The 25,770-nt window shown below is 33.5% G+C and carries 21 protein-coding genes, 1 tRNA gene and 5 pseudogenes; 9 read left to right on the plus strand and 18 right to left on the minus strand.

What is annotated here, in order from left to right; genetic code table 11:
* Positions 1-12 precede the first annotated feature (12 nt).
* The 4 genes from virB9 to OPR44_RS03955 all read right to left on the minus strand — a co-directional run bounded on the left by virB9 (position 13) and on the right by OPR44_RS03955 (position 2,737).
* A complete protein-coding gene (gene virB9, locus OPR44_RS03940) occupies positions 13-804 on the minus strand; it encodes a P-type conjugative transfer protein VirB9 (RefSeq protein ID WP_265015442.1) in 792 nt (263 codons plus the stop codon).
* Positions 791-1,471: a VirB8 family type IV secretion system protein gene (locus OPR44_RS03945; protein ID WP_265015394.1), complete on the minus strand. Its 681-nt coding sequence runs from the start codon at positions 1,469-1,471 to the stop codon at positions 791-793. Before OPR44_RS03945 ends, virB9 begins: the two co-directional genes overlap by 14 nt.
* Before the next feature lie 72 nt (positions 1,472-1,543).
* A complete protein-coding gene (locus tag OPR44_RS03950; protein WP_264375374.1) occupies positions 1,544-2,629 on the minus strand; it encodes a GTP cyclohydrolase II in 1,086 nt (361 codons plus the stop codon).
* A 20-nt stretch (positions 2,630-2,649) separates the two neighbouring features.
* Positions 2,650-2,737: transfer RNA gene (locus OPR44_RS03955), tRNA-Leu, on the minus strand.
* A gap of 190 nt (positions 2,738-2,927) precedes the next feature.
* Between OPR44_RS03955 and OPR44_RS03960 the strand changes: the two genes are divergently transcribed.
* The 3 genes and pseudogenes from OPR44_RS03960 to OPR44_RS03970 all read left to right on the plus strand — a co-directional run bounded on the left by OPR44_RS03960 (position 2,928) and on the right by OPR44_RS03970 (position 5,787).
* Positions 2,928-4,163: a metallophosphoesterase family protein gene (locus OPR44_RS03960; RefSeq protein WP_265015395.1), complete on the plus strand. Its 1,236-nt coding sequence runs from the start codon at positions 2,928-2,930 to the stop codon at positions 4,161-4,163.
* A 15-nt stretch (positions 4,164-4,178) separates the two neighbouring features.
* A pseudogene (locus OPR44_RS03965) lies at positions 4,179-4,519 on the plus strand (transposase); the annotation flags it as partial.
* Between the two features lie 254 nt (positions 4,520-4,773).
* Positions 4,774-5,787 carry a hypothetical protein gene (locus OPR44_RS03970; RefSeq protein ID WP_264375376.1) on the plus strand — a complete coding sequence of 338 codons (1,014 nt, stop codon included), beginning with the start codon at positions 4,774-4,776 and terminating at the stop codon, positions 5,785-5,787.
* A 5-nt stretch (positions 5,788-5,792) separates the two neighbouring features.
* Here OPR44_RS03970 and dcd read toward each other — a convergent pair whose 3' ends face one another.
* Both dcd and OPR44_RS03980 read right to left on the minus strand, forming a co-directional pair.
* On the minus strand, positions 5,793-6,350 hold the full coding sequence (dcd, locus tag OPR44_RS03975; RefSeq protein ID WP_264375377.1) for a dCTP deaminase: 558 nt from the start codon (positions 6,348-6,350) through the stop codon (positions 5,793-5,795).
* A 71-nt stretch (positions 6,351-6,421) separates the two neighbouring features.
* Positions 6,422-7,879, minus strand: coding sequence for a TrkH family potassium uptake protein (locus tag OPR44_RS03980; RefSeq protein ID WP_265015396.1), 1,458 nt, complete (start codon positions 7,877-7,879; stop codon positions 6,422-6,424).
* 124 nt (positions 7,880-8,003) lie between these two features.
* On the opposite strand from OPR44_RS03980, the gene OPR44_RS03985 reads away from it, so the two are divergent.
* Entirely contained in the window at positions 8,004-8,795 is a 792-nt protein-coding gene (locus OPR44_RS03985) for a hypothetical protein (RefSeq protein WP_265015397.1), read from the plus strand.
* A 300-nt stretch (positions 8,796-9,095) separates the two neighbouring features.
* On the opposite strand, the pseudogene OPR44_RS03990 reads toward OPR44_RS03985, so the two are convergent.
* The 4 genes and pseudogenes from OPR44_RS03990 to OPR44_RS04005 form a co-directional block, all read right to left on the minus strand.
* Positions 9,096-9,377, minus strand: a pseudogene (locus OPR44_RS03990) (transposase); the annotation flags it as partial.
* A gap of 27 nt (positions 9,378-9,404) precedes the next feature.
* The gene (locus tag OPR44_RS03995; RefSeq protein ID WP_265015443.1) at positions 9,405-10,424 is read right to left on the minus strand and encodes an IS110 family RNA-guided transposase; all 1,020 of its coding nucleotides are present in this window, start codon (positions 10,422-10,424) and stop codon (positions 9,405-9,407) included.
* A gap of 267 nt (positions 10,425-10,691) precedes the next feature.
* Positions 10,692-11,512: pseudogene (locus tag OPR44_RS04000) on the minus strand (IS256 family transposase); the annotation flags it as partial.
* Between the two features lie 60 nt (positions 11,513-11,572).
* Positions 11,573-12,124 (minus strand): annotated as a pseudogene (locus OPR44_RS04005) (Rpn family recombination-promoting nuclease/putative transposase); the annotation flags it as partial.
* Between the two features lie 286 nt (positions 12,125-12,410).
* Here OPR44_RS04005 and OPR44_RS04010 point away from each other — a divergent pair.
* The gene (locus OPR44_RS04010) at positions 12,411-14,129 is read left to right on the plus strand and encodes a recombinase family protein (RefSeq protein ID WP_265015398.1); all 1,719 of its coding nucleotides are present in this window, start codon (positions 12,411-12,413) and stop codon (positions 14,127-14,129) included.
* Here OPR44_RS04010 and OPR44_RS04015 read toward each other — a convergent pair.
* From OPR44_RS04015 to OPR44_RS04045, 7 genes and pseudogenes are all read right to left on the minus strand, one after another.
* Positions 14,010-14,387 carry a reverse transcriptase domain-containing protein gene (locus OPR44_RS04015; protein WP_265015399.1) on the minus strand — a complete coding sequence of 126 codons (378 nt, stop codon included), beginning with the start codon at positions 14,385-14,387 and terminating at the stop codon, positions 14,010-14,012. The genes OPR44_RS04010 and OPR44_RS04015 overlap by 120 nt on opposite strands.
* 251 nt (positions 14,388-14,638) lie before the next feature.
* Positions 14,639-14,785, minus strand: a complete 147-nt coding sequence (locus OPR44_RS04020) for a reverse transcriptase N-terminal domain-containing protein (RefSeq protein WP_265015400.1) — start codon at positions 14,783-14,785, stop codon at positions 14,639-14,641.
* Positions 14,782-15,060: a hypothetical protein gene (locus tag OPR44_RS04025; RefSeq protein WP_264377970.1), complete on the minus strand. Its 279-nt coding sequence runs from the start codon at positions 15,058-15,060 to the stop codon at positions 14,782-14,784. The genes OPR44_RS04020 and OPR44_RS04025 overlap by 4 nt, the downstream gene beginning before the upstream one ends.
* 194 nt (positions 15,061-15,254) lie before the next feature.
* Positions 15,255-16,922 carry a recombinase family protein gene (locus OPR44_RS04030; RefSeq protein ID WP_265015401.1) on the minus strand — a complete coding sequence of 556 codons (1,668 nt, stop codon included), beginning with the start codon at positions 16,920-16,922 and terminating at the stop codon, positions 15,255-15,257.
* Positions 16,923-17,376: 454 nt separating this feature from the next.
* A pseudogene (locus OPR44_RS08670) lies at positions 17,377-17,622 on the minus strand (PD-(D/E)XK nuclease family transposase); the annotation flags it as partial.
* 231 nt (positions 17,623-17,853) lie between these two features.
* Positions 17,854-19,023 (minus strand): TomO hydrophobic C-terminal domain-containing protein, encoded by a 1,170-nt coding sequence (locus OPR44_RS04040; protein ID WP_265015403.1) that lies wholly within the window; start codon positions 19,021-19,023, stop codon positions 17,854-17,856.
* Entirely contained in the window at positions 18,983-20,266 is a 1,284-nt protein-coding gene (locus OPR44_RS04045) for a leucine-rich repeat domain-containing protein (protein WP_265015404.1), read from the minus strand. Before OPR44_RS04045 ends, OPR44_RS04040 begins: the two co-directional genes overlap by 41 nt.
* Before the next feature lie 659 nt (positions 20,267-20,925).
* Here OPR44_RS04045 and OPR44_RS04050 point away from each other — a divergent pair.
* From OPR44_RS04050 to OPR44_RS04065, 4 genes are all read left to right on the plus strand, one after another.
* Positions 20,926-21,624, plus strand: a complete 699-nt coding sequence (locus OPR44_RS04050) for a hypothetical protein (protein WP_265015405.1) — start codon at positions 20,926-20,928, stop codon at positions 21,622-21,624.
* Positions 21,603-22,652, plus strand: a complete 1,050-nt coding sequence (locus OPR44_RS04055) for an ankyrin repeat domain-containing protein (RefSeq protein ID WP_265015406.1) — start codon at positions 21,603-21,605, stop codon at positions 22,650-22,652. The genes OPR44_RS04050 and OPR44_RS04055 overlap by 22 nt, the downstream gene beginning before the upstream one ends.
* A gap of 649 nt (positions 22,653-23,301) precedes the next feature.
* Entirely contained in the window at positions 23,302-23,655 is a 354-nt protein-coding gene (locus tag OPR44_RS04060) for a reverse transcriptase N-terminal domain-containing protein (RefSeq protein ID WP_264374769.1), read from the plus strand.
* Positions 23,656-23,677: 22 nt separating this feature from the next.
* Positions 23,678-23,851 carry an RNA-dependent RNA polymerase family protein gene (locus OPR44_RS04065; RefSeq protein WP_264374770.1) on the plus strand — a complete coding sequence of 58 codons (174 nt, stop codon included), beginning with the start codon at positions 23,678-23,680 and terminating at the stop codon, positions 23,849-23,851.
* A 22-nt stretch (positions 23,852-23,873) separates the two neighbouring features.
* On the opposite strand, the gene OPR44_RS04070 is transcribed toward OPR44_RS04065, so the two are convergent.
* On the minus strand, positions 23,874-25,631 hold the full coding sequence (locus OPR44_RS04070) for a recombinase family protein (protein WP_265015407.1): 1,758 nt from the start codon (positions 25,629-25,631) through the stop codon (positions 23,874-23,876).
* Between the last annotated feature and the right edge of the window lie 139 nt (positions 25,632-25,770).

The following is a 25,770-nucleotide window of genomic DNA, read 5'->3' on the forward strand; positions in this document are numbered from 1 at the left end:
TATGTACCACAACTAAAGTGACCTATTTATAACTTCAACTTCACTACCTTCATAACGCATTAATAGCTTTTTATGTACTCCTTTTATTATAACATAATCATCAAATAACAGCCTTTTACAGGATTCGCCTTCTATAAAAATCTGAGGAATTTTATTACTATTTCTAAACTTTAAATAGGTTAAATAACCATCATCGAATAACTCAATTGGAACTATATCTACGTTACCACCTTCATCAATATATGTATAGTTGTACCTCGTATTATTTTCTTGTATTATTTTTCCTGGCTTTTCTGTAATGTATTGCATTTGAGTAGGTAAAGAAACCTCATCTAAATCAACATCAAATTCATCTTCTTCTTGAGGATAATAAAAACGTATTACGTAAGATATATCCTTTTCAACGGAATAATCATGATCCACTTTTTTAGCATCAGCATCTGGGTATTTATCGTAATTTGGTCTTGAAATTAGATCAAAAATGTAATTTCTCTTTTTAGTTGTCGTAATAATCATGTTAGTGCGACTACTGACTTCAAATGGCATGACAAGCAGTTTATTATCATAAGGATTAATTTTCCAACTTGATGCATCACCAACAGCAATATTTTTGACTTTTTCCCCTTCTGCAAACTCAATATAAGAATAGTAACCTTGACTAAAAATTACTGTAAACACCTCATTAGGGCTATATACAAAAGTCTTTATTCTACTATCTACAGAAATAGGTTTATTATTAATAGATGCATTTAAGTTGCCACTTATTAGTAAAGCTAAAACTAACAATATCCTACACATATTCATCATCTACTCTATATGAAATAACTTGAAACCCTAACGGGTTAATATATCTTTGCTGATCATTCATTTTAAGCGATGCATATTTATACGACATCACAACTATCTTATTTTTCCTTGAGGAATTTCCATCTTTTCGTGTAAATTCTATAGAAAATCTCACTTGAAGAGCATCATTACCTAATTTTTGAATTGAACGAATTTTCAACTCACCTTTAGCATCTGAATATAAATTAAAAAGGTCATTCATATTCTGCGATTTTATATAATTGCTAAATTCACTATATACACTAGGCGAAGAAAACAACCTTACTTTTGTATAATAATTATAATTATAATTATATGGGTCAAAAACCTCCCTTGCTTTTATATACTCTGAAATAAAATAATCGTTCAGCGTTTCATTTGCAGAATATTGTTTTACTGTAACAGGATCAACCAATTGCACTATTCCTGACTTTTTATCAATTTCTATAACGAATGGCTCAATAGTGCTACTTGTGCTAATTTTAAATATAGCTAATATGCTTATAGAAATTGCAACTAGTAATATTAATGTAAATAAAAGTAAAGTATTTCTCTGAGCAACAACTGTGCTATAGCGACTTGAATTCCAATTTATATCCTTATCCAATGACTCATTACTTTTTTCTTGTTTTAAAAATTTCAGCATCTCAATATTCTTAAAAATCTTAACTTATATTAATTAACATAGCAAGCTAACAAAGTAGTTATAACAAAAAAGCTAATAAACCCTTAATCCATGGCCTAACTTGCCAAATTTTGTTTCCATATATGAATCATTATATTCATTGCGTTCCATAATAAGTGGTATACACTTTGTAACTTCTATACCGTTATTTTTCAACTCTGATAACTTTCTACCATTGTTTGTAAGTAATTGTATTTTGTTAATGTTCAATTTCTTAAGTATTTTAGCTGCAACAGCAAAGCTCCTTTCATCATCTTCAAAACCCAATACTCTATTTGCATCAACAGTATCAAGATTATATTTTCTTTGCATACTGTATGCTCTTAACTTATTAGTTAAACCAATGCCTCTCCCATCTTGCATCAAGTATAATATAATGCCATTCCCAAAGTCGGTCATTATTTGAATCGCTTGATGCAACTGGCTTCTGCAATCACATGATAAGCTGTCTAATAAGTCTCCTGTATAGCATGAAGAATGAATTCTCACTAATGGCTCATTATCTTTATCTGGATTGCCAATGATAATTGCATAATGTTCTCTTCCGCCACTTTTGGTTCTATAAGATATGATATCTACTTCTTGAGTCTGTTTTAAAAATAATGATGTTTTGCACACTTCATACACACTATGATTTTGTTGAAAATCATTCACAAGTAACGTATTTAGTGCAATAATGTCATTTTCTTCACACCAATTTCGCATTTCATGTTTATTCTCAAAAGTCATATCAGCCACTAACGCGTATGGCAATAATTCTGAGAACTTAAGCAAGGCAACAGCATACGCATCTATTGTCTTTGAGCATTGCAACTCTTTTATCCAATCTTCCTTTGAACAGTTTATTAAATGGAGCAGTTCATCAAAATTGCTTATCAATAGACGTTTGCTACTATGTTCTTTACTCTGACATATGTATTTTACCTTACTTGCAGTCAAAGTAACATACACATTACCTGATATAAGCTTATATTGACTAAATAAATTTTTTTCTAAAGTTTCAGCAGCAGCAAACAATAGATAGTTATTTTCATCATCATATATTAAAATTGGAAGACCACGCCTGACTTCACTGATGGCCCTTTCTACTTTATTTCTACTTTGATTTCCTATAAACATTTCACCTACACCAAACAACTTGGTGCGGTCGAGAAGACTTGAACTTCCAAGGCTTTGTGAGCCACAGCGACCTCAACGCTGCGTGTCTACCAATTCCACCACGACCGCACTTTATTCTAGTTTCTATATAATTACTTTAAATTACTTAATCATTTTAGGATTTTTCATCTAAAGTGTCAATCTGATACTAGGATAATTTAGGAAATGCCTGTATAATTTAACTATGAATTTTATGGTTACAAACTTTAATCATTTAAGATAATCTTAATACTAATTCTTAATTTAGGTCTTTATACAAATGAAAATAGCTAATATCTTCATTTTTTTAATTCTATCTCTTACAATTAGCTTTTACCCCACTCATGCACAAATATTGTACACATGGTCTCAAATCATTCCAGAAAATAAATTAAGCATACGTGCGATTATAGACAATAACATGTGTCCCATTGCTTGCGTCGATAATAAGGCAGTAGAAATGCTAAGTCGCAGCTCAATTAACAATACCGAAACAGTTTGTGAACTGATAGTAGAAACAAATGCTCAAAACATTAGTATTGACAATATAAAAGTTCCCGTATTAGCGGAAAAGATCAGCAAAATTGCCTTCATTGGCGATACAGGATGTAGAATAAATATGTTATTTCAGCAAGAATGTAATTCTGTAGATAACTGGCCTTTGAAAAAAAATTTAGATTCAATCGCTTTTCATAAACCAGATTTAATTATCCATGTTGGTGATTATCATTATAGACAAACAAAATGTAGAAACACAAAAAAGTGCAGCGATATTTATGGATATAGCAAAGAAGCTTGGTACGCTGATTGGTTTGAGCCTGCAAAAGATATTTTAACACAATCTCCTTTTCTTTTTGTTCGTGGAAATCATGAGAGTTGTAATAGAGCTTATGAAGGATGGTTCAGATATTTAGATTCATACCCCTTTTTCCCTCAAAAATGTGAAGATCTTATTTCCAGTTGGTTCTTAGATGCTGGGCCGATGAAGTTTTTTATCTTCGACTCTTCATCCGGTGAGGAAATTTTTACAACCCAAAGCACAGTTGATGCTTTTGAGAGGCAGTTTGATAAAGTGATACAAGATAAGCCCACGTGGTTTTTGACTCATAAACCACTTTGGAGATCTCCAAAAAAAGAATTTTTGACATTTAAAAGCCATGGTAATCTTACACAAATTGAAGCTTTTGGAGATAAATTTCCAAGCAATGTTACTACCATAGTTTCTGGCCACATTCATATAGCCCAGATTTTATTAATGGATAATGTTCCAGATCAGATTATAGTTGGAAACGGCGGTGCATTATTACACGCTCAAGATCAAGAACCTGTTTATCAAAACGTAGAATTTAACTATCCAAATAGTAGAAATTACTTAGCACACGAAGTTAGAAACTTTTTCGGCTTTGGCTTTGCAATATTAGGTTTAGACGATCACAAATTTACTTTCTATAACCAAGATAATAAGGAAATGTATTCTGCAAACCTAACGAAAGACTTTAAACTTAAAACTAATTAAAATTAGGACTATTTAAGGACGCAGAAAAAACGTGCTGAGCTTAAAAAACTCATAGCAACAAAAAACACTGAAATTCTTGTATATATCGACTAATCTGGAATTGATAACACAAAAGTCAGCGTATTAGTATGATTGCAGCTTTGAATAAGGGAAAAATTATGGCGCCTATGATTTTTGAAGGCTACTGCGATACAGACGTTTTTAATAGCTAGTTCAAACTTTTTGCTGGGTGATTTTGGATAATGCAACTTTTCATAGAAAATAAGTGAATTTATTAAAAGTGTCAGTGCTGAAGTTATATATCTGCCTCCATATTCTCCTGATTTTAATCAAATCATTGGTTTGTTATAAAAAATTGAGCCAGAAAGAATATCCAGCTATTCGAACTATTAGAAAAAGAGCTATATATGAGCATGTTTTAGCACAGACATTATTTTTGTAACTAGGCAAATGCAATCAGTGTTAGCGGCTTGAAAGGATATCAATTAATAAAGAAATGCATCTATAGTAATTAGAAGAAAGAATGAAAAAGTACAGAAGTAGAAATGTGAGTTGACAAAATAAGAGAAATATACTATATTGATGATAGCAAGACTATTTAAAATTAATTATGCCAGTAGTAGTAAATACACCAGGTAACATACAAAGAACGTCAAAATTAAGAGATATTTTACTAGCCCCTGTGAGGTGGCTAGTCATTGGTTTAGCTGTAGTATTACTAATAGCATCTATTGTTCTTGTTCTAGCATTAACTCTAGTCGCTCAAGCATTGAGTAAGCTATATGTTCTTGCAGGAGGCAAATTACCAGAATGGTTAGAGCAAAGAACTGAAGCATTTATGGAGGCAGCGCGTATCCAACAAACAACGCATGATACTAATGTAAATGATGCAATTAATATTAACGTTCAAAAGCTAAAAGAAAACTATGGCGAGCCTGATGTTGATGATAAGTTTATAGAGGAAATAGAAGGATTTATTGATCAGTTAGAGTGCATAGCAAATGGCATACAAAAAGCTGTAGATAAAGATCAACTCACATCAGATGAGAAAAAACATGCACTTGAGTGCCTAAAGCGTATAAAAAATGACCCTAATTCACATAGTGGAAGTGGATTAAGATTGAAGCAAGTTTTAAGTTTGGTTTGGAAAGCTTGTAAGGATAAAAATAAAAAAAGTACTGATAATAATATAGATACTAATACCCGCATATCACAGAGAAAATATCAACTGGTTAAACATTTAGTAGAATCGCAAACAGAATACGGAGTACTTGTTGGCAGTGCATGTTTTACTGGTACCTTTAACAGTATTGTCTCTTCCTTGTACACTTTTGAAGAGTTTTCCTTCTTGCAAAGAGCGGATAAGGCTACTGTAAAACAAGAATTTCAAAATGAGCTACAAAAAAAAGGTGAAGAATTATTTAATCAGCTTGCCAATGATGAAGAAAAAAAAGAAGTTGCAAAAGCTTTAAGTAATCCTTCTACAAATTTCTTTATTAGCTTTATAGAATCATTTAAAAATCACTCTGCACGTGCAGTTTTAGGTGATAAAAAATGTGATGAACTAATAAAAGAAAATTTTGCTAATCTTCAATACAAAAAATCAATATCTAGCTTTATCTAAAGTAATCACTTAACTAACGGCAAAGTGATACCACACTGATTCATATATTTTCCTTTCATATCATCATATGATTTCTCACACTCACTTTCGCCGCTTAAAAACACAAATTGGCATGCGCCTTCATTAGCATAAATTTTTGCAGGAAGTGGAGTAGTGTTTGAGAATTCAAGTGTGACATGACCTTCCCATCCAGGTTCTAAAGGTGTGACGTTTACTATAATACCACATCTTGCATAAGTTGATTTGCCAACACAAATTACTAGTACATTCCTTGGTATACGAAAATACTCCACTGTGCTGGCAAGTACAAAACTATTTGGTGGGATTATACATACATCTGTTTCCTTATCTATGAAACTATTCTCAGAAAAATTCTTGGGGTCTACAATAGCTGAATTAATATTAGTAAAAATCTTAAACTTATTACTAACTCTTGCATCATAGCCATAAGATGATAATCCGAAAGATACGACACCCTTACTGCTTTTATGATTCACAAAAGGTTCTATCATTCCAGAGTTTTCAGCTTTGTCCCTTATCCATTTATCTGGCATAACTGCCATAATTGTCCTTTAAAGTTTTGTAATACTTATAATAATATGTAATAGAATTTAAATGTAAACCTGAATTAGCGTTACACTCTGGAATGGCAAAGTTTCCAGTATAAACTACCTATACAAAAATAAATTGGCAATATTTCAAGCCTGCCAAGCAGCATCAAAAACGATAGAAATAGCTTTACTCCACCACTAAAGGAGGAATAATTACCTGAAGGACCTATTAGGTTACTAAATCCTGGGCCAGAATTTGTAAGCATTGCAGAAACAGAGCTGATGCTAGTTATAAAGTCCGCATTGCTCAAGTAAGACATCACTATTGATGATATAGCGAACGTTAACATGTAAATCGCAAAAAACGTAAAGACAGATTGAACTTCATCATTCTCCAGTATTTTACCATTGAGTTTTACTCTATCGCTTTCACTTGGATTTAATAAAGAGCTAAAGTAATTCCTTATAGATTTTAGAAAAATGACTAAACGGAAGATTTTGATTCCACCACTAGCAGAACCACCACATCCACCAATAAAGGCTAAAAAGAAAGCTAAGACTGAAATAAACCTCCAATTCAAGTAGTTGCACATTACATAGCCAGTTGATGTGATAAAGGAGGTAATGGTGAATGTGCTGTACCTAAATGATAAAAATACTCCTAAGTCAAAATTTTTATATAACCAAAAACAAGCAAGCAAAGATGAGATAACAACTATCTTAATAAAGTAAGAGACCTGTTCATCATAACAAACGTCTAATCGTCTTATAATTTTTAAATAGCTCAGAAAAGGTAAAGAGCCTAAAATCATAAAGATAATTGTTATGACCTCCAATATAGGGTTATTGTAGTAGCCTATAGAATCGTTATAGTTGGCAAATCCACCAGTTGATACAGCGGACATTCCGTGACATACTGCGTCAAATAATGGCATGCCAGCTAGATAGTAGGAAAATATGCACAATAAAATTAGGCAGTAATATATTTCTGCAATATGTATTACTACGCTTCGCGTATGTGGTAACTTTCTTTTAAGAGCATCTGAGTACTCAGAATAGAGTAAATTATTTAAGCTCAAAACCTTAAATATGGGAAAAATTGCAATTCCTACTGTAATTACTCCAAAACCACCTATACCGTGCAGCATTGCTCTCCACAGTAGTATACCCGGAGATTGTTGCTCGATGTAACTTAGAACAGTTGCTCCTGTGGTTGTAATCCCAGATACTGCTTCAAACAGTGAATCAATGTAGCTTAAACTATCAAGATAAAATGGAATAGCTGCAAATAGAGATAATGCAATCCAGGTACAACTGGTAATCGCAAAAATTGCCGGCATTCCATGTACCCTATTTAGTTTACCCAGTAGAATAAAAATCGCACTAAATGTGCAGGTAACTATAAATCCAACCAGAAAATTTTTCCATTCGTAACCTAGATAATTATTAGTAATAGCAGGAATAAGCATTGCTACGCCAAACAACAATAGAAAAATTCCCACAATAAACGCAATTGAACGTAAAACTTGCAGACTTTCCATAGACAGTACTGTGAAAGCTATATGTTATTAAAACTTCAACCGCTTTGCTAATTTTTTCTCTTGACTTGATTATAAATACGTATAATTATAGCGCTAAATTTGCCATAAGAGATAGAGGTAAGGTATGTTATTAACCAACAGACAAAAAAACATTCGAGATTCATTAATTAGTGAAGCTATACAAGGCAACTTTGAGAATATAAAAAATAATTACGATAGCGGTATACAAGAAGTTTTGAAAAGCGAATTACCTAGTAATATACAAAAAGAGTTTAAAGACGATCTACCTAACCCTTGTACCACTTCACAGTTGATTATATTCAAAAAAAATCAAAAGGAAATTAATCAATGTATACAGAAAATGGAGCAAAAAATTGAGAGTATTTCGTGTGATATAGCTATGCAAGAAGCGAAAGGAAATGATGATTCGCATATGCAAAAAGTGAAAAACTTAAAGAGAACAAGTGATCTTCACCACAAATTACGTCAAGCAATAGATTATTTAGATGTTAAAAAAGTTAAAGCAGTATTAGAAGATTGTGATACAAATCTAGCAATGATTTTAAATAGACCTATACATTCACAGAGCAAAACTACCCTTTTACTTTATCCTCTGCAAGTTGGTCTTAATAAACGATATATAGGTGATGGTAAAAGATTAAAACAAGAAGATCTGAGAAATATAAAAGAAATTACTAAACTTCTTTGGGATAAAGCTTCTCCTGATATTCGCAATTTCTGGTTTAAATTCCATCAAGATCAACAAGAAGAAAGTACAAAAGACACAAAAGCAACCTTTGAAGCTCATTTGAAAAAAGCTCCTCCTGATATTCGTGACTTGTGGCTTAAATATCAAAGAGTGCCTAAAAATCAAGATGCAGCTGTAATAAAACTTCTTAAAGGTGAGCAACAATGACATGCCAAGATAGGTAGTGAGAAGTGGCTTGAAGATTTCATTCAAGAAGTTAAAGATTACAGAGAACAAAAAAGCATAGAAGAAAACCTTGAAATAGCTACAGAGAAACCTACAACAAAATCTGTTCTACAAGACGCACAACTTTCTCAAATAAATAGAACTTGTTGTATTTTGTAGTAAATAAGTTCTTAGGAAATCTAAGTATGATAACAATAAAAACAAGAAATTTAAACGTTCTATTTTTAACCTAGTATCCAGAATAAAAAGGGAGTGTTAAATAAACTGTGTCAAATCGCATTTTTAGTTCAACTCGATTTTTAACCTACCAGGAAAAAAGATATCAAGTTGAGAGATAGTTAAAGCCCAATCATGTATAGGCATAGTCCATTTTTCTCTTACCTTTTTTATAGCACAATATACCTGTTTATACAAGGCATTTGTGCTAGTAAATGAGCCCTTGGTTTTAGTAAATTTTCTGATCTGTCTATGTAGTCCCTCAATAGGATTTGTGGTATAAATTAATTTTCTTACAGGGCCAGAATATTTTAAATAACTAGACAGATTTTCCCAATTATTCTCCCAAAACTAAAGTATATTTTTCTCCTATGATTATTGTCCAGTAGAAATTTTAAATTTTGTAAAATCTTTAAAAACCCAGTTATTTTTAAGAGTGTAGAAAATAGTTATAAGAAATTTTCTAGCAGTAGCAGTTATAGCCTTAGCAGAACCACGCTTCTTTTTTATATGTTCATAAAAGCTTTTCAAGTAAGGACTGTAACGTACAGCAATCCAAGTACATTGAACTAAAGAAGTACGCGCTATTTTTGACCCTCGTTTGGTAATTCTTCCAATTGTACATTGCTGATTAGATTGAGAAACTCTTGGTACAACTCCAAAATATGCAGTAAGTTTCTCAGGTCTACGGAAATCATTAATGTCTCCGATTGTTACAATAAAAACAGCTGCAGAAATTGGACCTATTCCCTTTATGCTGATAAGATTGCTGAACCCAGGAAGTTGTTTAGCGAAAGCTATAATTTCCTTTTTAAGCTTTTTAAGGCTTTCTCGGATAGCTTCTAAATGATAGCTAATCACTTCAATTTCAACTTTTTCTAAAGGATCCCAATTATGCTTTTGAGTAGCACGTTCAAATCCTACTTTAGTTGTAAGTACTTCTTTTTTAATTTTTATTCCATGGTAATTAAAAAGACCATGAACTTTATTGATTAAAGATACCCGTGACTTTACTAACTGATCTCTCATTTGAAGAAGAGAAGCTAACTGCTGGCATTGTTTGTTTTTGCACCTTGCCTCAGGCAACATATCTTTGCTGAGAAAGAAAGCAATAGCTCGTGCATCATGCTTATCTGTTTTGTTCACAGAGCGACGAACAACTTCAAACTGCCCAGGAGCAATTATTACTATGCGTTTAACGTAAGGTGAAACTGCATCATAAAAGAAACAGCTGTTACCTGTTGCCTCTATGGCTACTTCATCTGTTTCTTGAAGATCTTTGGTGAAATTATCCAAGTCTTTTAAGCGAAACGTTTGAATATGCTCAGGTTTCCCTTCTTGTAAGTAAAAAACAGTAAAACTATTGGTATGTAAATCGACTCCAATGTGACGCATATTTTTTCCTCCAATTGCATATTTCAATATATCAGAGTAGAATATTGCCGGTTGTTCCAAACTCCTATACGAGGTCATCACATTTTGTGAGCCTCACGATGATTTTCGGTGGCAGGGGCAGTTAATCTCCCCCACGAAGTCTTCTCTTTCTACTTCCTGGGCAGAAAGTGCTTCAGAAAAACATCCAACCTGCCACCTATCCACTCTGAGAAGTCATTATCTTCTCTTGCTTCCAACCAAGCAATACTTATTCATACCATCTCCCTATTTTTCCTCCAGTTCAAGTAAATAATTCTCGGCTATTTCTCTACTTGATATGTTTTTTTCAAATCATTCATGAAAACTTTTGCTCGATACATATTTCAGTGAATTTCTTATCTGATGTACTATACATTTCTGCTTTAGGAAATACACTGTTTATTGCTTTAGGAAAGCTTTTTAACACATACAATCAGGATATCTTCTACTCCTTTCTCTTTTAAGTCATTTAACATCCCTAGCCAAAAGTTAGCTCCCTCACTTTCTGCTATATAAAAGCCTAAAACTTCTTTTCTGCCATTTTGCTAATATGTTATACATACATTTGCTTACACAATGCCCGTCCTCCTTGACCTTAAAAAACCATGAACACTATTGGATATACAGATTGCAGCGGACGACTGCGCCATTCGTTGATTACCAGTAACAATTTGTCAGTAATACTTGATATCTCTGCTGCAGATATTTTATATTTCTTCTACATGCGATGCTATATCCCATGCCACTGGCATATGTACTTAAAACCTTTGCTTCAAGTTCGGTTGTTTGCCTTTTTCTGACTACTTGTGGCTCGAAACTTCCTTCTCTATCTCTTGGTGTCAATAGTTCAAATACTTGTCCGCAAAGTCTTTGAATTTCTTCGGTTGTTTTCTTCGCTTTCAGCCGACAAATGGTTTTCTATCTCGCCTTCCCTCTAGCAGTTTTTTTATAAATGGTGTTAATGCTCCATCTCTTCCTGTCAATGGTTTTCCTTCTCGTATAGATGATAAGATATTTGTTTCTAATTCTTTATAGTCTACCAAACCGGTAGTTCTGTTTGCTTGACTCATTGTCAAACCTCCATTTTTTTATCAATTTATTACTTTACTTCTCGGTTTGACACAGTTTATTTAACACTTCCAAACTTCCTGCAATTCTTTAATCTCACTTATGGAAAGACCTGTACACTTTACAATAGTATCAATATCAACATTATTAGCCAGCATCGCTTTTGCTACTTCAATTTTCCCTTCCTCTCTAGCGTCATCAAGTTTTTGAGCGAGGATGGCTTCTCCTTTACGTAGATCCATTATTCTCTCTTCATAAGCTACTAAATCTTTTTCATTCCAGCGAAACCTATCTAATTCATCATATGCTAGCTTTATTATTGGTGATTTTTCTGCTATTTTTCTTAAATCTTCATCGGTCGTTTCTTCTGCATATTTGAAGAAAAATAGCCAACGATCTACTACATTTTCTATCTGCTCTTCTCTACTCTTAGGAAACTTTGGTAACTCAATGAAAATAAATTGAAAATCTTTTAAGTCATGCTTGTTAGTTTTTTCATCTCTTATGGTATGGCTAGATATATAATCAGGCTTATCAGGAAATAAATTACAATTGGAAATAGCAATAAAGAAAACCTTCTTTAAATCAATGTACTTACCACCTTTATTACCCCGCCAACAATGTTGCAAAAAACGTAAAATTAGAGAAAAGCATTTCTCGAAAACTTCTATGTCCAAAAACAAGAGTGCCATTTATTTATAGTGCCAACAATCAATTAACCATCAGTTTCAATGAATGATATGAACATATTATTTCAAGGAAAGTTCATGGGAAATAAGAGATTAGCTATACGGATTAGCTGTAGCTATGAAACTAACCGGTTGGCAGAAAAGTATTTGTTAGATGCTTATGAAAAAGCCGTGTCAAAGCAAGTAAGCCAAAAAAATTTAAAACATAAAAATGGGATTCAAGGAGGATCAAATGGTAACAGTGAGTTTATATGCAAGAGTTTCTTCGGGGAAACAAGCACAAGAAAATACAATAGCAAGTCAAGTTGCAGCTTTAGAGAAGCAAATTAGTACGGATGGATACAAATTATTAAGTGAGTATAAATTTATTGATAATGGCTACAGTGGATCTAATCTAGTCCGTCCTGATCTAGAAAAGTTACGTGATAAAGTAACAGAAGGTAAAATTGATAGAATTTACATTCATTCACCTGATCGCTTATCTAGAAAATATGCATATCAAATGGTATTACTTGAAGAATTTGAGAAAGCAGGAGCAGAAACGGTTTTCTTAAATTATGAGATTAACGATAATCCAGAATCTCAATTGCTGTTACAAATGCAAGGTATGATAGCAGAATATGAACGAGCGAAAATTATGAAACGAAGTCGTCGCGGAAAGATTTATGCAGCTAATAAAGGTTGTGTAAGCGTAATGGGAGGAGCTCCTTATGGTTATCGTTATATAGATAAATATATGGGAGGAGGACAAGCTTTATTTGAAATAAACGAAGAAGAAGCTAATGTTGTTAGGAAAGTATTTTTGTGGATAGGAAGAGAAAGGACAAGTATTGGGGAAGTGTGTCGTCGGCTAAACACTATGTCTATTATAACACGAACAGGAAAAAAGTGCTGGGATAGAAGTGTGATTTGGGGTATGTTAAAAAATCCTGCTTACAAAGGACAAGCGGCTTTTGGTAAAACAAAAGTAGGTATAAAGTTACAACATATCAGACCACAGAAACATTCTTGTGAACAACCGAAAGATAATTACTCTACCTATTCTGTTGAAAAAGCAAATTGGATTTATGTTAAAGTGCCAAATATAGTGGACGAAGATGTATTTGATATAGTTCAAGAACAATTAGCTGAGAATAGAAAAATAGCAAGGACAAGAGAAAGAGGAGCAAAACATTTACTACAAGGTTTAATCGTATGTAAGCGTTGTCGTTATGCATATTACGGAAGTCCTGTAAGAAATAAGCGAGGAGAAAAAATTGATCATTATGCTTATTATCGTTGTATTGGTAGAGATTCTTACCGTTTTGGTGGTAATAAAATTTGTGATAATAAACACATTCGTACAGATGCATTAGAAACAGCCGTGTGGGAAGAGGTTAAGCATTTATTGAAAAATCCAAATAGGGTTTTAGAAGAATACAGGCGTAGACTTTCAGAGCTTAAAAAATCATCATGGGATCAAAAAAGCGATTTACTAGAGAAAAAAGAAAATAAATTAAAACGTGGTATTGCTAGACTTATTGATAGTTATGCTCAAGAATATATTAATCAAGAAGAATTTGAACCACGAATTAAAGCAATGAAACAAAGTTTAAAAACAATTGAAGAGGAGAAGAAAAGGATATTCGATCAAAAGAAATTAAAACAGGAATTAACTTTTGTTGTAACCAATTTAGAAGACTTTTCTTCCAATATTACATCAAACCTTGATAACGCAGACTGGCTAACTAAACGTGATATTATTAGAACGTTAGTCAAGAGAATTGAAATTAACCTTGAGGACGTAAATGTGGTATTTCGTGTAAAAGAGCTACCAAACTCTCCTGGAAATAATCGAGAAGAAAAGAAAAATTTGCAACATTGTTGGCGGGGTAAGTATACTTCCTTGCGGAGTGCCAGCAGTTGTGGGATACAGAGTTTTCGATTCTAGGAAACCAGCTTTTAACCATCTATGAAGAATTTTCTTCTCCATAGGAATATGCTTCATAAGCCATTCATGGTTAATGTTGTCAAAACACCCTTTGATATCACCTTCTAGTATCCATTGTGGTCGATTGCGTCTTGCCAGTAATAAGTGACAAGCAGCAATAGCATCCGCGCAGGATCTTTTAGGTCTAAAGCCATAGGAGTGACGGTCGCTGATCGTTTCAGATACTGGCTCCAGGGCAAACAGATATAATGCTTGCATGGCTCTATCTTTTATCGTTGGTATTCCAAGAGGTCTTCTTTTGCCATTAGATTTACTGATATAAATCCGTTTTAGCGGAGAAGGTTTATATCCTCTTTGCTTTAACTGCTTTATTCCTTGAAATTTAGCATTGCAAGTTAACCACAGTTGACGATCTACACCTGCCGTGTTTTTTCCTTGGTTTTCAGTTACTCTTTTAACAGCTAAAGCTTTGCTGCTAAAGGAGCGTGTGAGAAGACGCTGTAAAGCTTTTACCTCTTACCCCATCTTCCCTGTTGGACAGCTTTAACAATACGTCTTTGTAGCCTTATAACAACTTTTTGGCACTTCCTCCATGGCAATTGTTTCCATGCTTCGGAGTTGTCGGTAGGTGCACTTACAGTTTTATCTGTAATCATCTGCTTTCCTCCCTTAAGTGGTTAACAAAGTTTCTTGTCACGAGGGACCAAATGGAAGTCTGCTCGTTTTCACGCGAATTAATGTTACAAATTCTATCCATTTCATTACAAAATGGCATTCGCTTTCTCCATTCTCCTTTACCTGCACTTTCATCAGCATTCCTTGCGGTTTGCTTGCCATGTAGGCAAAAATACAGGTTTACCCTGTTCCTTCTGTCATACAATAGTAGGTTAGGTGACTTCTCTATACCGGTGGAGTTATTATTTGCGTACATCTAGAAATGAAAAATGTAACTTATCCACATTACCTTTTGGTCAGAGCTTATCAGCATCTTTAGCTCCTTAATCATTACGATACTTATGAAGCTTCACTTACGTTCACCATACCACTAGCCTAGCCCTCCAACCACATGATGCTTGTAGTTTATGCTCCTCTCACGATTGAGCATCTTCTTTTTCAAGAGGAGGTTCATTTACCCCGCCAACAATGTTGCAAATTTTTCTTTTCTTCTCGATTATTTCCAGGAGAGTTTGGTAGCTCTTTTACACGAAATACCACATTTACGTCCTCAAGGTTAATTTCAATTCTCTTGACTAACGTTCTAATAATATCACGTTTAGTTAGCCAGTCTGCGTTATCAAGGTTTGATGTAATATTGGAAGAAAAGTCTTCTAAATTGGTTACAACCAAAGTTAATTCCTGTTTTAATTTCTTTTGATCGAATATCCTTTTCTTCTCCTCTTCAATTGTTTTTAAACTTTGTTTCATTGCTTTAATTCGTGGCTCAAATTCTTCTTGATTAATATATTCTTGAGCATAACTATCAATAAGTCTAGCAATACCACGTTTTAATTTATTTTCTTTTTTCTCTAGTAAATCGCTTTTTTGATCCCATGATGATTTTTTAAGCTCTGAAAGTCTACGCCTGTATTCTTCTAAAACCCTATTTGGATTTTTCAATAAATGCTTAACCTCTTCCCACACGGCTGTTTCTAATGCATCTGTACGAATGTGTTTATTATCACAAATTTTATTACCACCAAAACGGTAAGAATCTCTACCAATACAACGATAATAAGCATAATGATCAATTTTTTCTCCTCGCTTATTTCTTACAGGACTTCCGTAATATGCATAACGACAACGCTTACATACGATTAAACCTTGTAGTAAATGTTTTGCTCCTCTTTCTCTTGTCCTTGCTATTTTTCTATTCTCAGCTAATTGTTCTTGAACTATATCAAATACATCTTCGTCCACTATATTTGGCACTTTAACATAAATCCAATTTGCTTTTTCAACAGAATAGGTAGAGTAATTATCTTTCGGTTGTTCACAAGAATGTTTCTGTGGTCTGATATGTTGTAACTTTATACCTACTTTTGTTTTACCAAAAGCCGCTTGTCCTTTGTAAGCAGGATTTTTTAACATACCCCAAATCACACTTCTATCCCAGCACTTTTTTCCTGTTCGTGTTATAATAGACATAGTGTTTAGCCGACGACACACTTCCCCAATACTTGTCCTTTCTCTTCCTATCCACAAAAATACTTTCCTAACAACATTAGCTTCTTCTTCGTTTATTTCAAATAAAGCTTGTCCTCCTCCCATATATTTATCTATATAACGATAACCATAAGGAGCTCCTCCCATTACGCTTACACAACCTTTATTAGCTGCATAAATCTTTCCGCGACGACTTCGTTCCATAATTTTCGCTCGTTCATATTCTGCTATCATACCTTGCATTTGTAACAGCAATTGAGATTCTGGATTATCGTTAATCTCATAATTTAAGAAAACCGTTTCTGCTCCTGCTTTCTCAAATTCTTCAAGTAATACCATTTGATATGCATATTTTCTAGATAAGCGATCAGGTGAATGAATGTAAATTCTATCAATTTTACCTTCTGTTACTTTATCACGTAACTTTTCTAGATCAGGACGGACTAGATTAGATCCACTGTAGCCATTATCAATAAATTTATACTCACTTAATAATTTGTATCCATCCGTACTAATTTGCTTCTCTAAAGCTGCAACTTGACTTGCTATTGTATTTTCTTGTGCTTGTTTCCCCGAAGAAACTCTTGCATATAAACTCACTGTTACCATTTGATCCTCCTTGAATCCCATTTTTATGTTTTAAATTTTTTTGGCTTACTTGCTTTGACACGGCTTTTTCATAAGCATCTAACAAATACTTTTCTGCCAACCGGTTAGTTTCATAGCTACAGCTAATCCGTATAGCTAATCTCTTATTTCCCATGAACTTTCCTTGAAATAATATGTTCATATCATTCATTGAAACTGATGGTTAATTGATTGTTGGCACTATAAATAAATGGCACTCTTGTTTTTGGACATAGAAGTTTTCGAGAAATGCTTTTCTCTAATTTTACGTTTTTTGCAACATTGTTGGCGGGGTAAGGTCCGCATCTCTTGGCACCAACCGGTTGCCCGATTCGCACTGATGCGTAGACTCAGATGGCAAAACATCTGGTTTAATAAGTTTTAGAATCCTTTCAGTTTCTTTCTGAATGAATTCCTCTCCTTTTAAACAATATGACCGAAGACTTTCAGGTCGCACCATTTCGATGACAAATCTATTAACAATAGAATCTTTGCAAAGGACATCAACAATACTTTGTTTATCAGAGGCAATCTCAGGGTCCATGATAGTGCTTAAGAATTCAATTTCTTTTATTTCATTACTTCCAGAAAATCCTAAGATATCGTTCAAAAAGTGGATAAGAATATTTTTATTTTTTTCCGTTCCAAAGATACGACGAAAAGCTATATCATTGCGTGCATCAAGAAATTTAGAAATGGCCATAGTACTCAGAGAAAAATTAATAATTATACACTATTCTGCACAAATATTCAATATTTTTACGTCTAAAACCGTATTTGTTAAGCTTCAAATATAAAGAGTGACTTTTATGGAGTGGAATGTTAGGTAAGCAATTTCAAAAGAGTTTCTCTTTGCCACTCCAGTTCATTTAAGCGTAAGCCTCTAAACAATAGTATGTTCCTCATTAGTTACAAATTCTTCGACATTGCTATTTTAAAGTGAATTTGAAGGCCTATCATAATAGGATACGATTGCAGCAGCAATTAGACAACAAACTCCAACTGCTATTCCTACCGCTAACATTCCTGAGTAAACTGCAATAGCTATCCCTGAAACAATTCCAGCTATTGCTAATGTGAAAGCACATACAGTAGGCAGTTTATTTTTTTCTTTACTTCGTGGAGCATCATTATTTAAATTACTCGGCTGTTGATTATTATTTTGAATACCATTTGTTTGATCTGTTGCTACAACTGAAGTTTCTGAGTGTAATCTTCCTAAAACTAACGGTGTGTTATTTTCCTCTAGAAAAATTGACTCATTAACATCTTTAGATTTTTCATCTGTGTCGCTCTCTCTAATAGTTGCACGACTTTCATTATCATCTTCTGCATCAAAAAACTCATCATCACTGTTCTCATCAATTTGAGCTTCCGTTTCTCTTGTAATATTCTCTTGCTGATTAGATGGCTCTTGTGCAAAATCTTTCATTTCTTTTACCCCTGACAGTCCATTGATGATAAGTTTGTATTCATCCTTATTTGGTATAAGTCCATAGTAATTCGGTAAATCATCTTGAATATGTTCATAAAAATATTTATTTATCTCTGCTAAAATTTTTTGCCGTTCAAGGGTAATTTCTTCAGGATTATCAATATTTACATTGCATATAGCAAAATCTTCAAGAGCTTCTTTCAATTCTGGATGAGATTCCGCATGTTGAACTAGATTCTTAGCCAAATCTTCCAGAAATGGTTTAATGTTCTCTTCTGTAATAACATTTTTCTGTGCTTCTAGTTTTTGTTCTTCTTCTAAATAGCGATCATATTGATCCACGATCTCAGAGCTAATTTCGTTTATACTAATCATAATTTGACTCCATATACCTGGTGTACAAGCACTTTCATTTTCACCATATGTTGTTGACGCTACATATATTTGTTTTAGAAGAACGAACTCTTTTTGCTCTCTCCAGATCTTTTCTATATCTAAGTCACTGATTTCTTTAAACAACTCATCTACTTTTTTACCGTCATCTATAACATTTAATAATCCATGTAGTTCTTCTTTATTAAACTGTTCTTTATCGAGGATTACGCTATTTCCAAGTTTTTCTTTTACCTTAGATGATTTGTTCTTTACCAAATCTGGATTTTGTTCCATAAGAGTGACTAGCAACTCCTTTTTTTTCTTCCAGTGGAACGGAAAAATTATCAATAAGTAGTTTTATATAACCTATAGATTCAGGTATAGTAATCTTTGCATCATCTCTCGTATAATCATATTGTAATGGTTCTGTAGGGTGTCCTAGGTCATATTCACCAAATTGATTTTTCCTTAAGTATTTAGTGTTTAATGCATCTTTAGCTTTGTCGATTACAGTTTTTATAAACTCTTTGTCATTTAGTACAGGATTATCACCTAATGTTTTCTCCATCACACTTCTTTTTTCACTGTCAGTTGAACTGAGAAACTTTAGTCTTATTGGATCATTCTGATATTGTTCAAGTAGTTCTATACTTTCTACGTAAGAAGTCGCTGCTTGCTTTAACTGTTCTTCACTGGCTTCCGTGGATTCAACCAATTTTTTAGTAAAAAACTTTATCCGCTTACTTACTGAACCTCTATGAACAGATTGACGGTCTCGTGCAATGTGCCAGTCATCTCTTCTTTGTTCAGGTATCATACCACGTTTAAAGAAAAAGTTTTGCATTTTAAGGTCGTCGTTATAGAAATGAGATAGTGTGTGTCCTTGCTCATTTCTTGAATTAATTAGAAAAGGATATTTATCATAGTCATCGAGCAAAACCTCTATTCCCCCTTTATAACCATGTTGTGCAAGATCAAAAAACAAACTCCTTATAGTGCTTTCATCTAGCTTGGGAACATTACTCTTAGATTTTGCTCTTGCTTGAGACCATGATTTTTTCAGACGTTTACAAAAATCCATAGGTTCGTTATTAAATTCTGTACGAGTAATTTTATCTATGAATTCGCAGTATTTCTCAGATTCGGCTAAAGCTTTTGCTTCTTCGTTACCAATCTTATTGAGACTTAAATCAAGTTGAGCAAGGTTTGTAAGATTACTATCAGCTAAAGCTTTTGCTCCTTTCACACAAATAATATTGGCACTTAAATCAAGTTTAGTAAGGTTTGTAAGATTACTCTTAGCGAAAGCTTCTACTCCTTCGTTACCAATATTATTGCCACTTAAATTAAGTTGAGTAAGGTTTGTAAGATTAACATCAGCTAAAGCTTTCGCTCCTTTGTTACCAATCATACACCAAATGAGAGAAAGTTCTGTAATATTTTTGTTCTCTTGCAAAAAGCTTATCAAATTATTGATATCTACTTGTTCACTAAAAACATATAATATGTTGCCTTTAACATACTCACTAAAATCCATTTTTATCCTACTAATGTTATTTAATTAACAATTATAATAAATGTTCTTAACAATCGTCAACTTTATGAATATATTAACTGAACTATATTATAGTTTGCAGAAAATACTGGATTCTATAGCGTTACAACAAATTTAATCATTTACTCTTTTAAAAGATGCAAGAAAAATGCCTACCTTTGTGAGAACACATTGCGTAAAAATAGGGTTGTGTAAACAAAAATGCAAAACTGTTGCAACAAAGCTAGGCAAGCCATTTCGTATATAGATATGGATAAAATGGGCTAATATGGCTAGTTTTAGCGTGTAATAAAATCACCATATAAAAAGTTCGTATGGTACAAATGGTAGATCAACGCATCCCAAGAAAAACAGTTCTCACGCTTCTTGGTTTTGAGCGCTGGAAATGGTTATATTGTTTAAATTTTTAGCAATATGTAATACTAATTCATTAAAAAATGGAAAAGAAGAATTATGGTAAGAAAAGTTTATGCTTATCTTGTAATAAAAGTGCAATAGAAATTTTCCTAAAGAAAGCAAAAATCGCAGAAGTATACAAAAAAAATATAAGCATTTATAGTACTCAAAAATGTAAGTACAGTAATGTTAAAAACTATTAAGTATTTATGCTGCATAATGTATCTATAGGTTAGAGGTAATTTATGAACAGAAACACACAATCACAGAAAAATATTCAATATAAAATGTTAATAGAGGTTGCTAATTATAAAGCATTTAGGGAAGCTGCTACTGAAGGTAATATTGAAACGTTGAAATTTCTATTGGACAGAGCGAAATTACTAGATTTACAGTGTAAAATGTTGGCAGTTAATGATTATGAAGTATTTAGAGAAGCTGCCGGTAATGATAATGCTGAAGTATTAGAGCTTCTGCTGAATAGAGTAGAATTACCAGAAGAACTACATACAATGTTAGCAGTGAAGAATTATGAAGCATTTAGAGAAGCTGCTGTTGAAAGTAATATTAAAGTATTGGAGCTTCTATTGGACAAAGCAAAATTACTAGATGTACAGTATAAAATGTTGGCAGCTAATAATTATGAAGCATTTAGAGTAGCTGCTTATGCAGGGCACACTGAAGTACTGAAACTCTTATTGAATAGAACAGAATCATCAAATGTACAGCGTGAAATGTTGGCGGCTAATAATTATGAAGCGTTTAGAGTAGCTGCAGATGATGATGGTGATATTGAAACGTTGGAGTTTCTATTGGACAGAGCGAAACTACTAGATTTACAGTGTGAAATGTTGGCGGCTAATAATTACGAAGCGTTTTGGGAAGCTATCAGTGAAGGTAATATTAAAGTGTCGAAGTTCTCTTGGATAGAGCAGGATCACTAGAAGAACAACATGCAATGTTAGCAGTGGAGAATTATGAAGCATTTAGGGCAGCTGCTGACAGTGGTAATATTAAAACGTTGGAGTTTCTATTGGATAAAGCGAAATTACTAGATGTACAGAGTAAAATATTGGCAGCTAATAATTATGAAGTATTTAGAGTAGCTGCTACCGGTAATGGTAATATTGAAGTGTTGAAACTACTGCTGGATAGAGTAGAATTGCCAGAAGAACGACATACAATGTTGGTGGCTAATAATTATGAAGCATTTAGAGAAGCTGCTGCTGAAAGTAATATTAAAGCATTGGAGTTTTTATTGGATAGAGCAGGATTGCCAGAAGAACAATATGCAATGTTGGTGGCTAATGCTTGTCAAGCACTCAGAATAGCTGCCAGTGAAGGTAATATTGAAGTGTTGGAGCTACTATTGGATAAAGCAGGATCGCCAGAAAAACGACATGCAATGTTGGCGGCTAATAATTATGAAGCGTTTAGGGTAAATACTGTTCATGTTGACATTAAAGTATTAGAATTTCTATTAGATAAAGTAGGATCGCCAGAAAAACGACATGCAATATTGGCGGCCAATAATTATGAAGCATTTAGAGAAGCTGCTGCTGAAGTTGATATTGAAGTGTTAGAATTTCTATTAGATAAAGCAGGATCACCAAAAGAACAATATGCAATGTTAGCAGCTTATAATCATAAAATGCTTTCTTCCCAGATAATTGAGAGCCATGAATATTCTTCTGAGGAGTTCAAAAGGATGTGTCTTGAAGCTGTGATAAACTATAATAGTAAGGAAATGCTTGATACAGTGCAGTCAAACCTTTTCCCTTCCAGTACCCGTCAAGAAGTAGATGAATCTTATCAAGAGAGAAAGAGAAAATTTGAGGCAATAGAAGATTTATCAAAATCACAGCCAGGACCTTCTGGGTATAAACCACTATCAAGGCATCCTCAAAGAAAAATGTCATGTGTAAATATTGAGCCAGGAAATGGAGAAAGAGAGAAGGTAATGAAATGTTGAGAAAACATTCAAAAAAGTGTGTCAAATCAAAAAATAAATTAATATAAAGAAAAGTTTGTGTAGAACATTTAATATACCAACACATCCAAAACAAACACTTAACGTGCGACCCGAAAGTCATGAAATCGTGATGGTTAAATTCCATCCGCCTTAACATCGGGTTGAAAGCATAATCCACACTTTAGGAAAGTGGCGATTTTCTAAGGTGCAAGCATGGATTAAAAAGGGGTAATATTAAACTTTATAATAACCCCCCTAAGAAAGTTAGATATGGTTACGAAAGGAACTTATGTCTGAATTGTCGTTATTTGTGATATGCGAAATAAAGTTGAGACGCATAAACCAAAAGGTACGGAGAGATGAATAATTAGAATGAGAAGGTCTAATTAAGATGTTTTCAACCTCCCGGCAAATAGTAAGAACCTAAGTTAACGTGAAAAGATTTCATGGAACGGAGTAACCACATGGAAGCTCTTATTATCCTTTGTTTAAAAAGGATAACTAAGAAGGTGGCCCACTAAATGCTTCTATGTGGAGGGATTGTTTAAGAAGCTAATGCCTAAAGTAATATTTGGGATATGCAGACGTAAACACTGTAATTTGGAAGGTAAAGTTGTGAATAGTAGTGAATATGTTATGAGCCAACAAAATGTTAAGTATGAATGGAATTTGGCGCAAGCTTGAGAAATCTTCATTTAAGCTACAAAAACGAATTTACCGAGCTTCACAATGTAATGATATGAAGATGCATAATCTTCAGAGGTTATTACTAAAGTCAACAAGTGCAAGAATGCTCGCTGTTAGAAGGGTAACTCAGGATAACAAAGGGAAAAAGACTTCAGGCATTGATGGAAAGTCTAATCTTAATAAAAAGGAAAGATTGCTATTAGCAAATTCCTTAAATATAAGAGAGAAGGCAAAGCCATCAAGACGGGTATGGATCCCAAAATCTGATAGGTCATCGGAGTATCGCCCGCTCGGTATTCCTACCAATAGCAGATAGAGCAAAGCAAACACTTGTTAAAATGGCACTAGAACCGGAATGGGAAGCAAAGTTTGAGCCTAACACTTACGGTTTTAGATCTGGTAGATCCTGTCATGATGCAATAGCAGCTATATTTATCGCACTTGGTCAGAAAACAGCATTTATACTAGATGCTGATATTTCCGGATGCTTTGAAACATTCTGCACTGCTTGAAAAACTTAATACCACACCAACTTTAAAGAGAATTATAAAAGGATGGTTGAAAGCAGGCATTATGGAAGATAGAAAGTCCAGTCCTACCAAACGTGGCACAATTCAAGGTGGAGCACTTACCCCGCCAACAATGTTGCAAATTTTTCTTTTCTTCTCGATTATTTCCAGGAGAGTTTGGTAGCTCTTTTACACGAAATACCACATTTACGTCCTCAAGGTTAATTTCAATTCTCTTGACTAACGTTCTAATAATATCACGTTTAGTTAGCCAGTCTGCGTTATCAAGGTTTGATGTAATATTGGAAGAAAAGTCTTCTAAATTGGTTACAACAAAAGTTAATTCCTGTTTTAATTTCTTTTGATCGAATATCCTTTTCTTCTCCTCTTCAATTGTTTTTAAACTTTGTTTCATTGCTTTAATTCGTGGTTCAAATTCTTCTTGATTAATATATTCTTGAGCATAACTATCAATAAGTCTAGCAATACCACGTTTTAATTTATTTTCTTGTTTCTCTAGTAAATCGCTTTTTTGATCCCATGATGATTTTTTAAGCTCTGAAAGTCTACGCCTGTATTCTTCTAAAACCCTATTTGGATTTTTCAATAAATGCTTAACCTCTTCCCACACGGCTGTTTCTAATGCATCTGTACGAATGTGTTTATTATCACAAATTTTATTACCACCAAAACGGTAAGAATCTCTACCAATACAACGATAATAAGCATAATGATCAATTTTTTCTCCTCGCTTATTTCTTACAGGACTTCCGTAATATGCATAACGACAACGCTTACATACGATTAAACCTTGTAGTAAATGTTTTGCTCCTCTTTCTCTTGTCCTTGCTATTTTTCTATTCTCAGCTAATTGTTCTTGAACTATATCAAATACATCTTCGTCCACTATATTTGGCACTTTAACATAAATCCAATTTGCTTTTTCAACAGAATAGGTAGAGTAATTATCTTTCGGTTGTTCACAAGAATGTTTCTGTGGTCTGATATGTTGTAACTTTATACCTACTTTTGTTTTACCAAAAGCCGCTTGTCCTTTGTAAGCAGGATTTTTTAACATACCCCAAATCACACTTCTATCCCAGCACTTTTTTCCTGTTCGTGTTATAATAGACATAGTGTTTAGCCGACGACACACTTCCCCAATACTTGTCCTTTCTCTTCCTATCCACAAAAATACTTTCCTAACAACATTAGCTTCTTCTTCGTTTATTTCAAATAAAGCTTGTCCTCCTCCCATATATTTATCTATATAACGATAACCATAAGGAGCTCCTCCCATTACGCTTACACAACCTTTATTAGCTGCATAAATCTTTCCGCGACGACTTCGTTCCATAATTTTCGCTCGTTCATATTCTGCTATCATACCTTGCATTTGTAACAGCAATTGAGATTCTGGATTATCGTTAATCTCATAATTTAAGAAAACCGTTTCTGCTCCTGCTTTCTCAAATTCTTCAAGTAATACCATTTGATATGCATATTTTCTAGATAAGCGATCAGGTGAATGAATGTAAATTCTATCAATTTTACCTTCTGTTACTTTATCACGTAACTTTTCTAGATCAGGACGGACTAGATTAGATCCACTGTAGCCATTATCAATAAATTTATACTCACTTAATAATTTGTATCCATCCGTACTAATTTGCTTCTCTAAAGCTGCAACTTGACTTGCTATTGTATTTTCTTGTGCTTGTTTCCCCGAAGAAACTCTTGCATATAAACTCACTGTTACCATTTGATCCTCCTTGAATCCCATTTTTATGTTTTAAATTTTTTTGGCTTACTTGCTTTGACACGGCTTTTTCATAAGCATCTAACAAATACTTTTCTGCCAACCGGTTAGTTTCATAGCTACAGCTAATCCGTATAGCTAATCTCTTATTTCCCATGAACTT

The sequence above is a fragment of the Wolbachia endosymbiont (group B) of Camptogramma bilineatum genome (assembly GCF_947251825.1).
Classification (GTDB): Bacteria; Pseudomonadota; Alphaproteobacteria; order Rickettsiales; family Anaplasmataceae; genus Wolbachia.

What these genes read in the sequence shown, in the direction of transcription:
- OPR44_RS04045 (WP_265015404.1), bottom strand. Translation starts at nt 20,266, where the DNA reads ATGGATTTTAGTGAGTATGTTAAAGGCAACATATTATATGTTTTTAGT.
- OPR44_RS04020 (WP_265015400.1), bottom strand. Translation starts at nt 14,785, where the DNA reads ATGATTACAGATAAAACTGTAAGTGCACCTACCGACAACTCCGAAGCA.
- dcd (WP_264375377.1), bottom strand. Translation starts at nt 6,350, where the DNA reads ATGGCAGTTATGCCAGATAAATGGATAAGGGACAAAGCTGAAAACTCT.
- OPR44_RS03995 (WP_265015443.1), bottom strand. Translation starts at nt 10,424, where the DNA reads ATGCGTCACATTGGAGTCGATTTACATACCAATAGTTTTACTGTTTTT.
- OPR44_RS03970 (WP_264375376.1), top strand. Translation starts at nt 4,774, where the DNA reads ATGCCAGTAGTAGTAAATACACCAGGTAACATACAAAGAACGTCAAAA.
- OPR44_RS04040 (WP_265015403.1), bottom strand. Translation starts at nt 19,023, where the DNA reads ATGGAACAAAATCCAGATTTGGTAAAGAACAAATCATCTAAGGTAAAA.
- virB9 (WP_265015442.1), bottom strand. Translation starts at nt 804, where the DNA reads ATGAATATGTGTAGGATATTGTTAGTTTTAGCTTTACTAATAAGTGGC.
- OPR44_RS03960 (WP_265015395.1), top strand. Translation starts at nt 2,928, where the DNA reads ATGAAAATAGCTAATATCTTCATTTTTTTAATTCTATCTCTTACAATT.
- OPR44_RS03980 (WP_265015396.1), bottom strand. Translation starts at nt 7,879, where the DNA reads ATGGAAAGTCTGCAAGTTTTACGTTCAATTGCGTTTATTGTGGGAATT.
- OPR44_RS04065 (WP_264374770.1), top strand. Translation starts at nt 23,678, where the DNA reads ATGGCACTAGAACCGGAATGGGAAGCAAAGTTTGAGCCTAACACTTAC.
- OPR44_RS04015 (WP_265015399.1), bottom strand. Translation starts at nt 14,387, where the DNA reads ATGCAAGCATTATATCTGTTTGCCCTGGAGCCAGTATCTGAAACGATC.
- OPR44_RS04025 (WP_264377970.1), bottom strand. Translation starts at nt 15,060, where the DNA reads ATGTACGCAAATAATAACTCCACCGGTATAGAGAAGTCACCTAACCTA.
- OPR44_RS04010 (WP_265015398.1), top strand. Translation starts at nt 12,411, where the DNA reads ATGGGATTCAAGGAGGATCAAATGGTAACAGTGAGTTTATATGCAAGA.
- OPR44_RS03985 (WP_265015397.1), top strand. Translation starts at nt 8,004, where the DNA reads ATGTTATTAACCAACAGACAAAAAAACATTCGAGATTCATTAATTAGT.
- OPR44_RS04070 (WP_265015407.1), bottom strand. Translation starts at nt 25,631, where the DNA reads ATGGGATTCAAGGAGGATCAAATGGTAACAGTGAGTTTATATGCAAGA.
- OPR44_RS03945 (WP_265015394.1), bottom strand. Translation starts at nt 1,471, where the DNA reads ATGCTGAAATTTTTAAAACAAGAAAAAAGTAATGAGTCATTGGATAAG.
- OPR44_RS04030 (WP_265015401.1), bottom strand. Translation starts at nt 16,922, where the DNA reads ATGGGATTCAAGGAGGATCAAATGGTAACAGTGAGTTTATATGCAAGA.
- OPR44_RS04060 (WP_264374769.1), top strand. Translation starts at nt 23,302, where the DNA reads ATGTTAAGTATGAATGGAATTTGGCGCAAGCTTGAGAAATCTTCATTT.
- OPR44_RS04050 (WP_265015405.1), top strand. Translation starts at nt 20,926, where the DNA reads ATGAACAGAAACACACAATCACAGAAAAATATTCAATATAAAATGTTA.
- OPR44_RS03950 (WP_264375374.1), bottom strand. Translation starts at nt 2,629, where the DNA reads ATGTTTATAGGAAATCAAAGTAGAAATAAAGTAGAAAGGGCCATCAGT.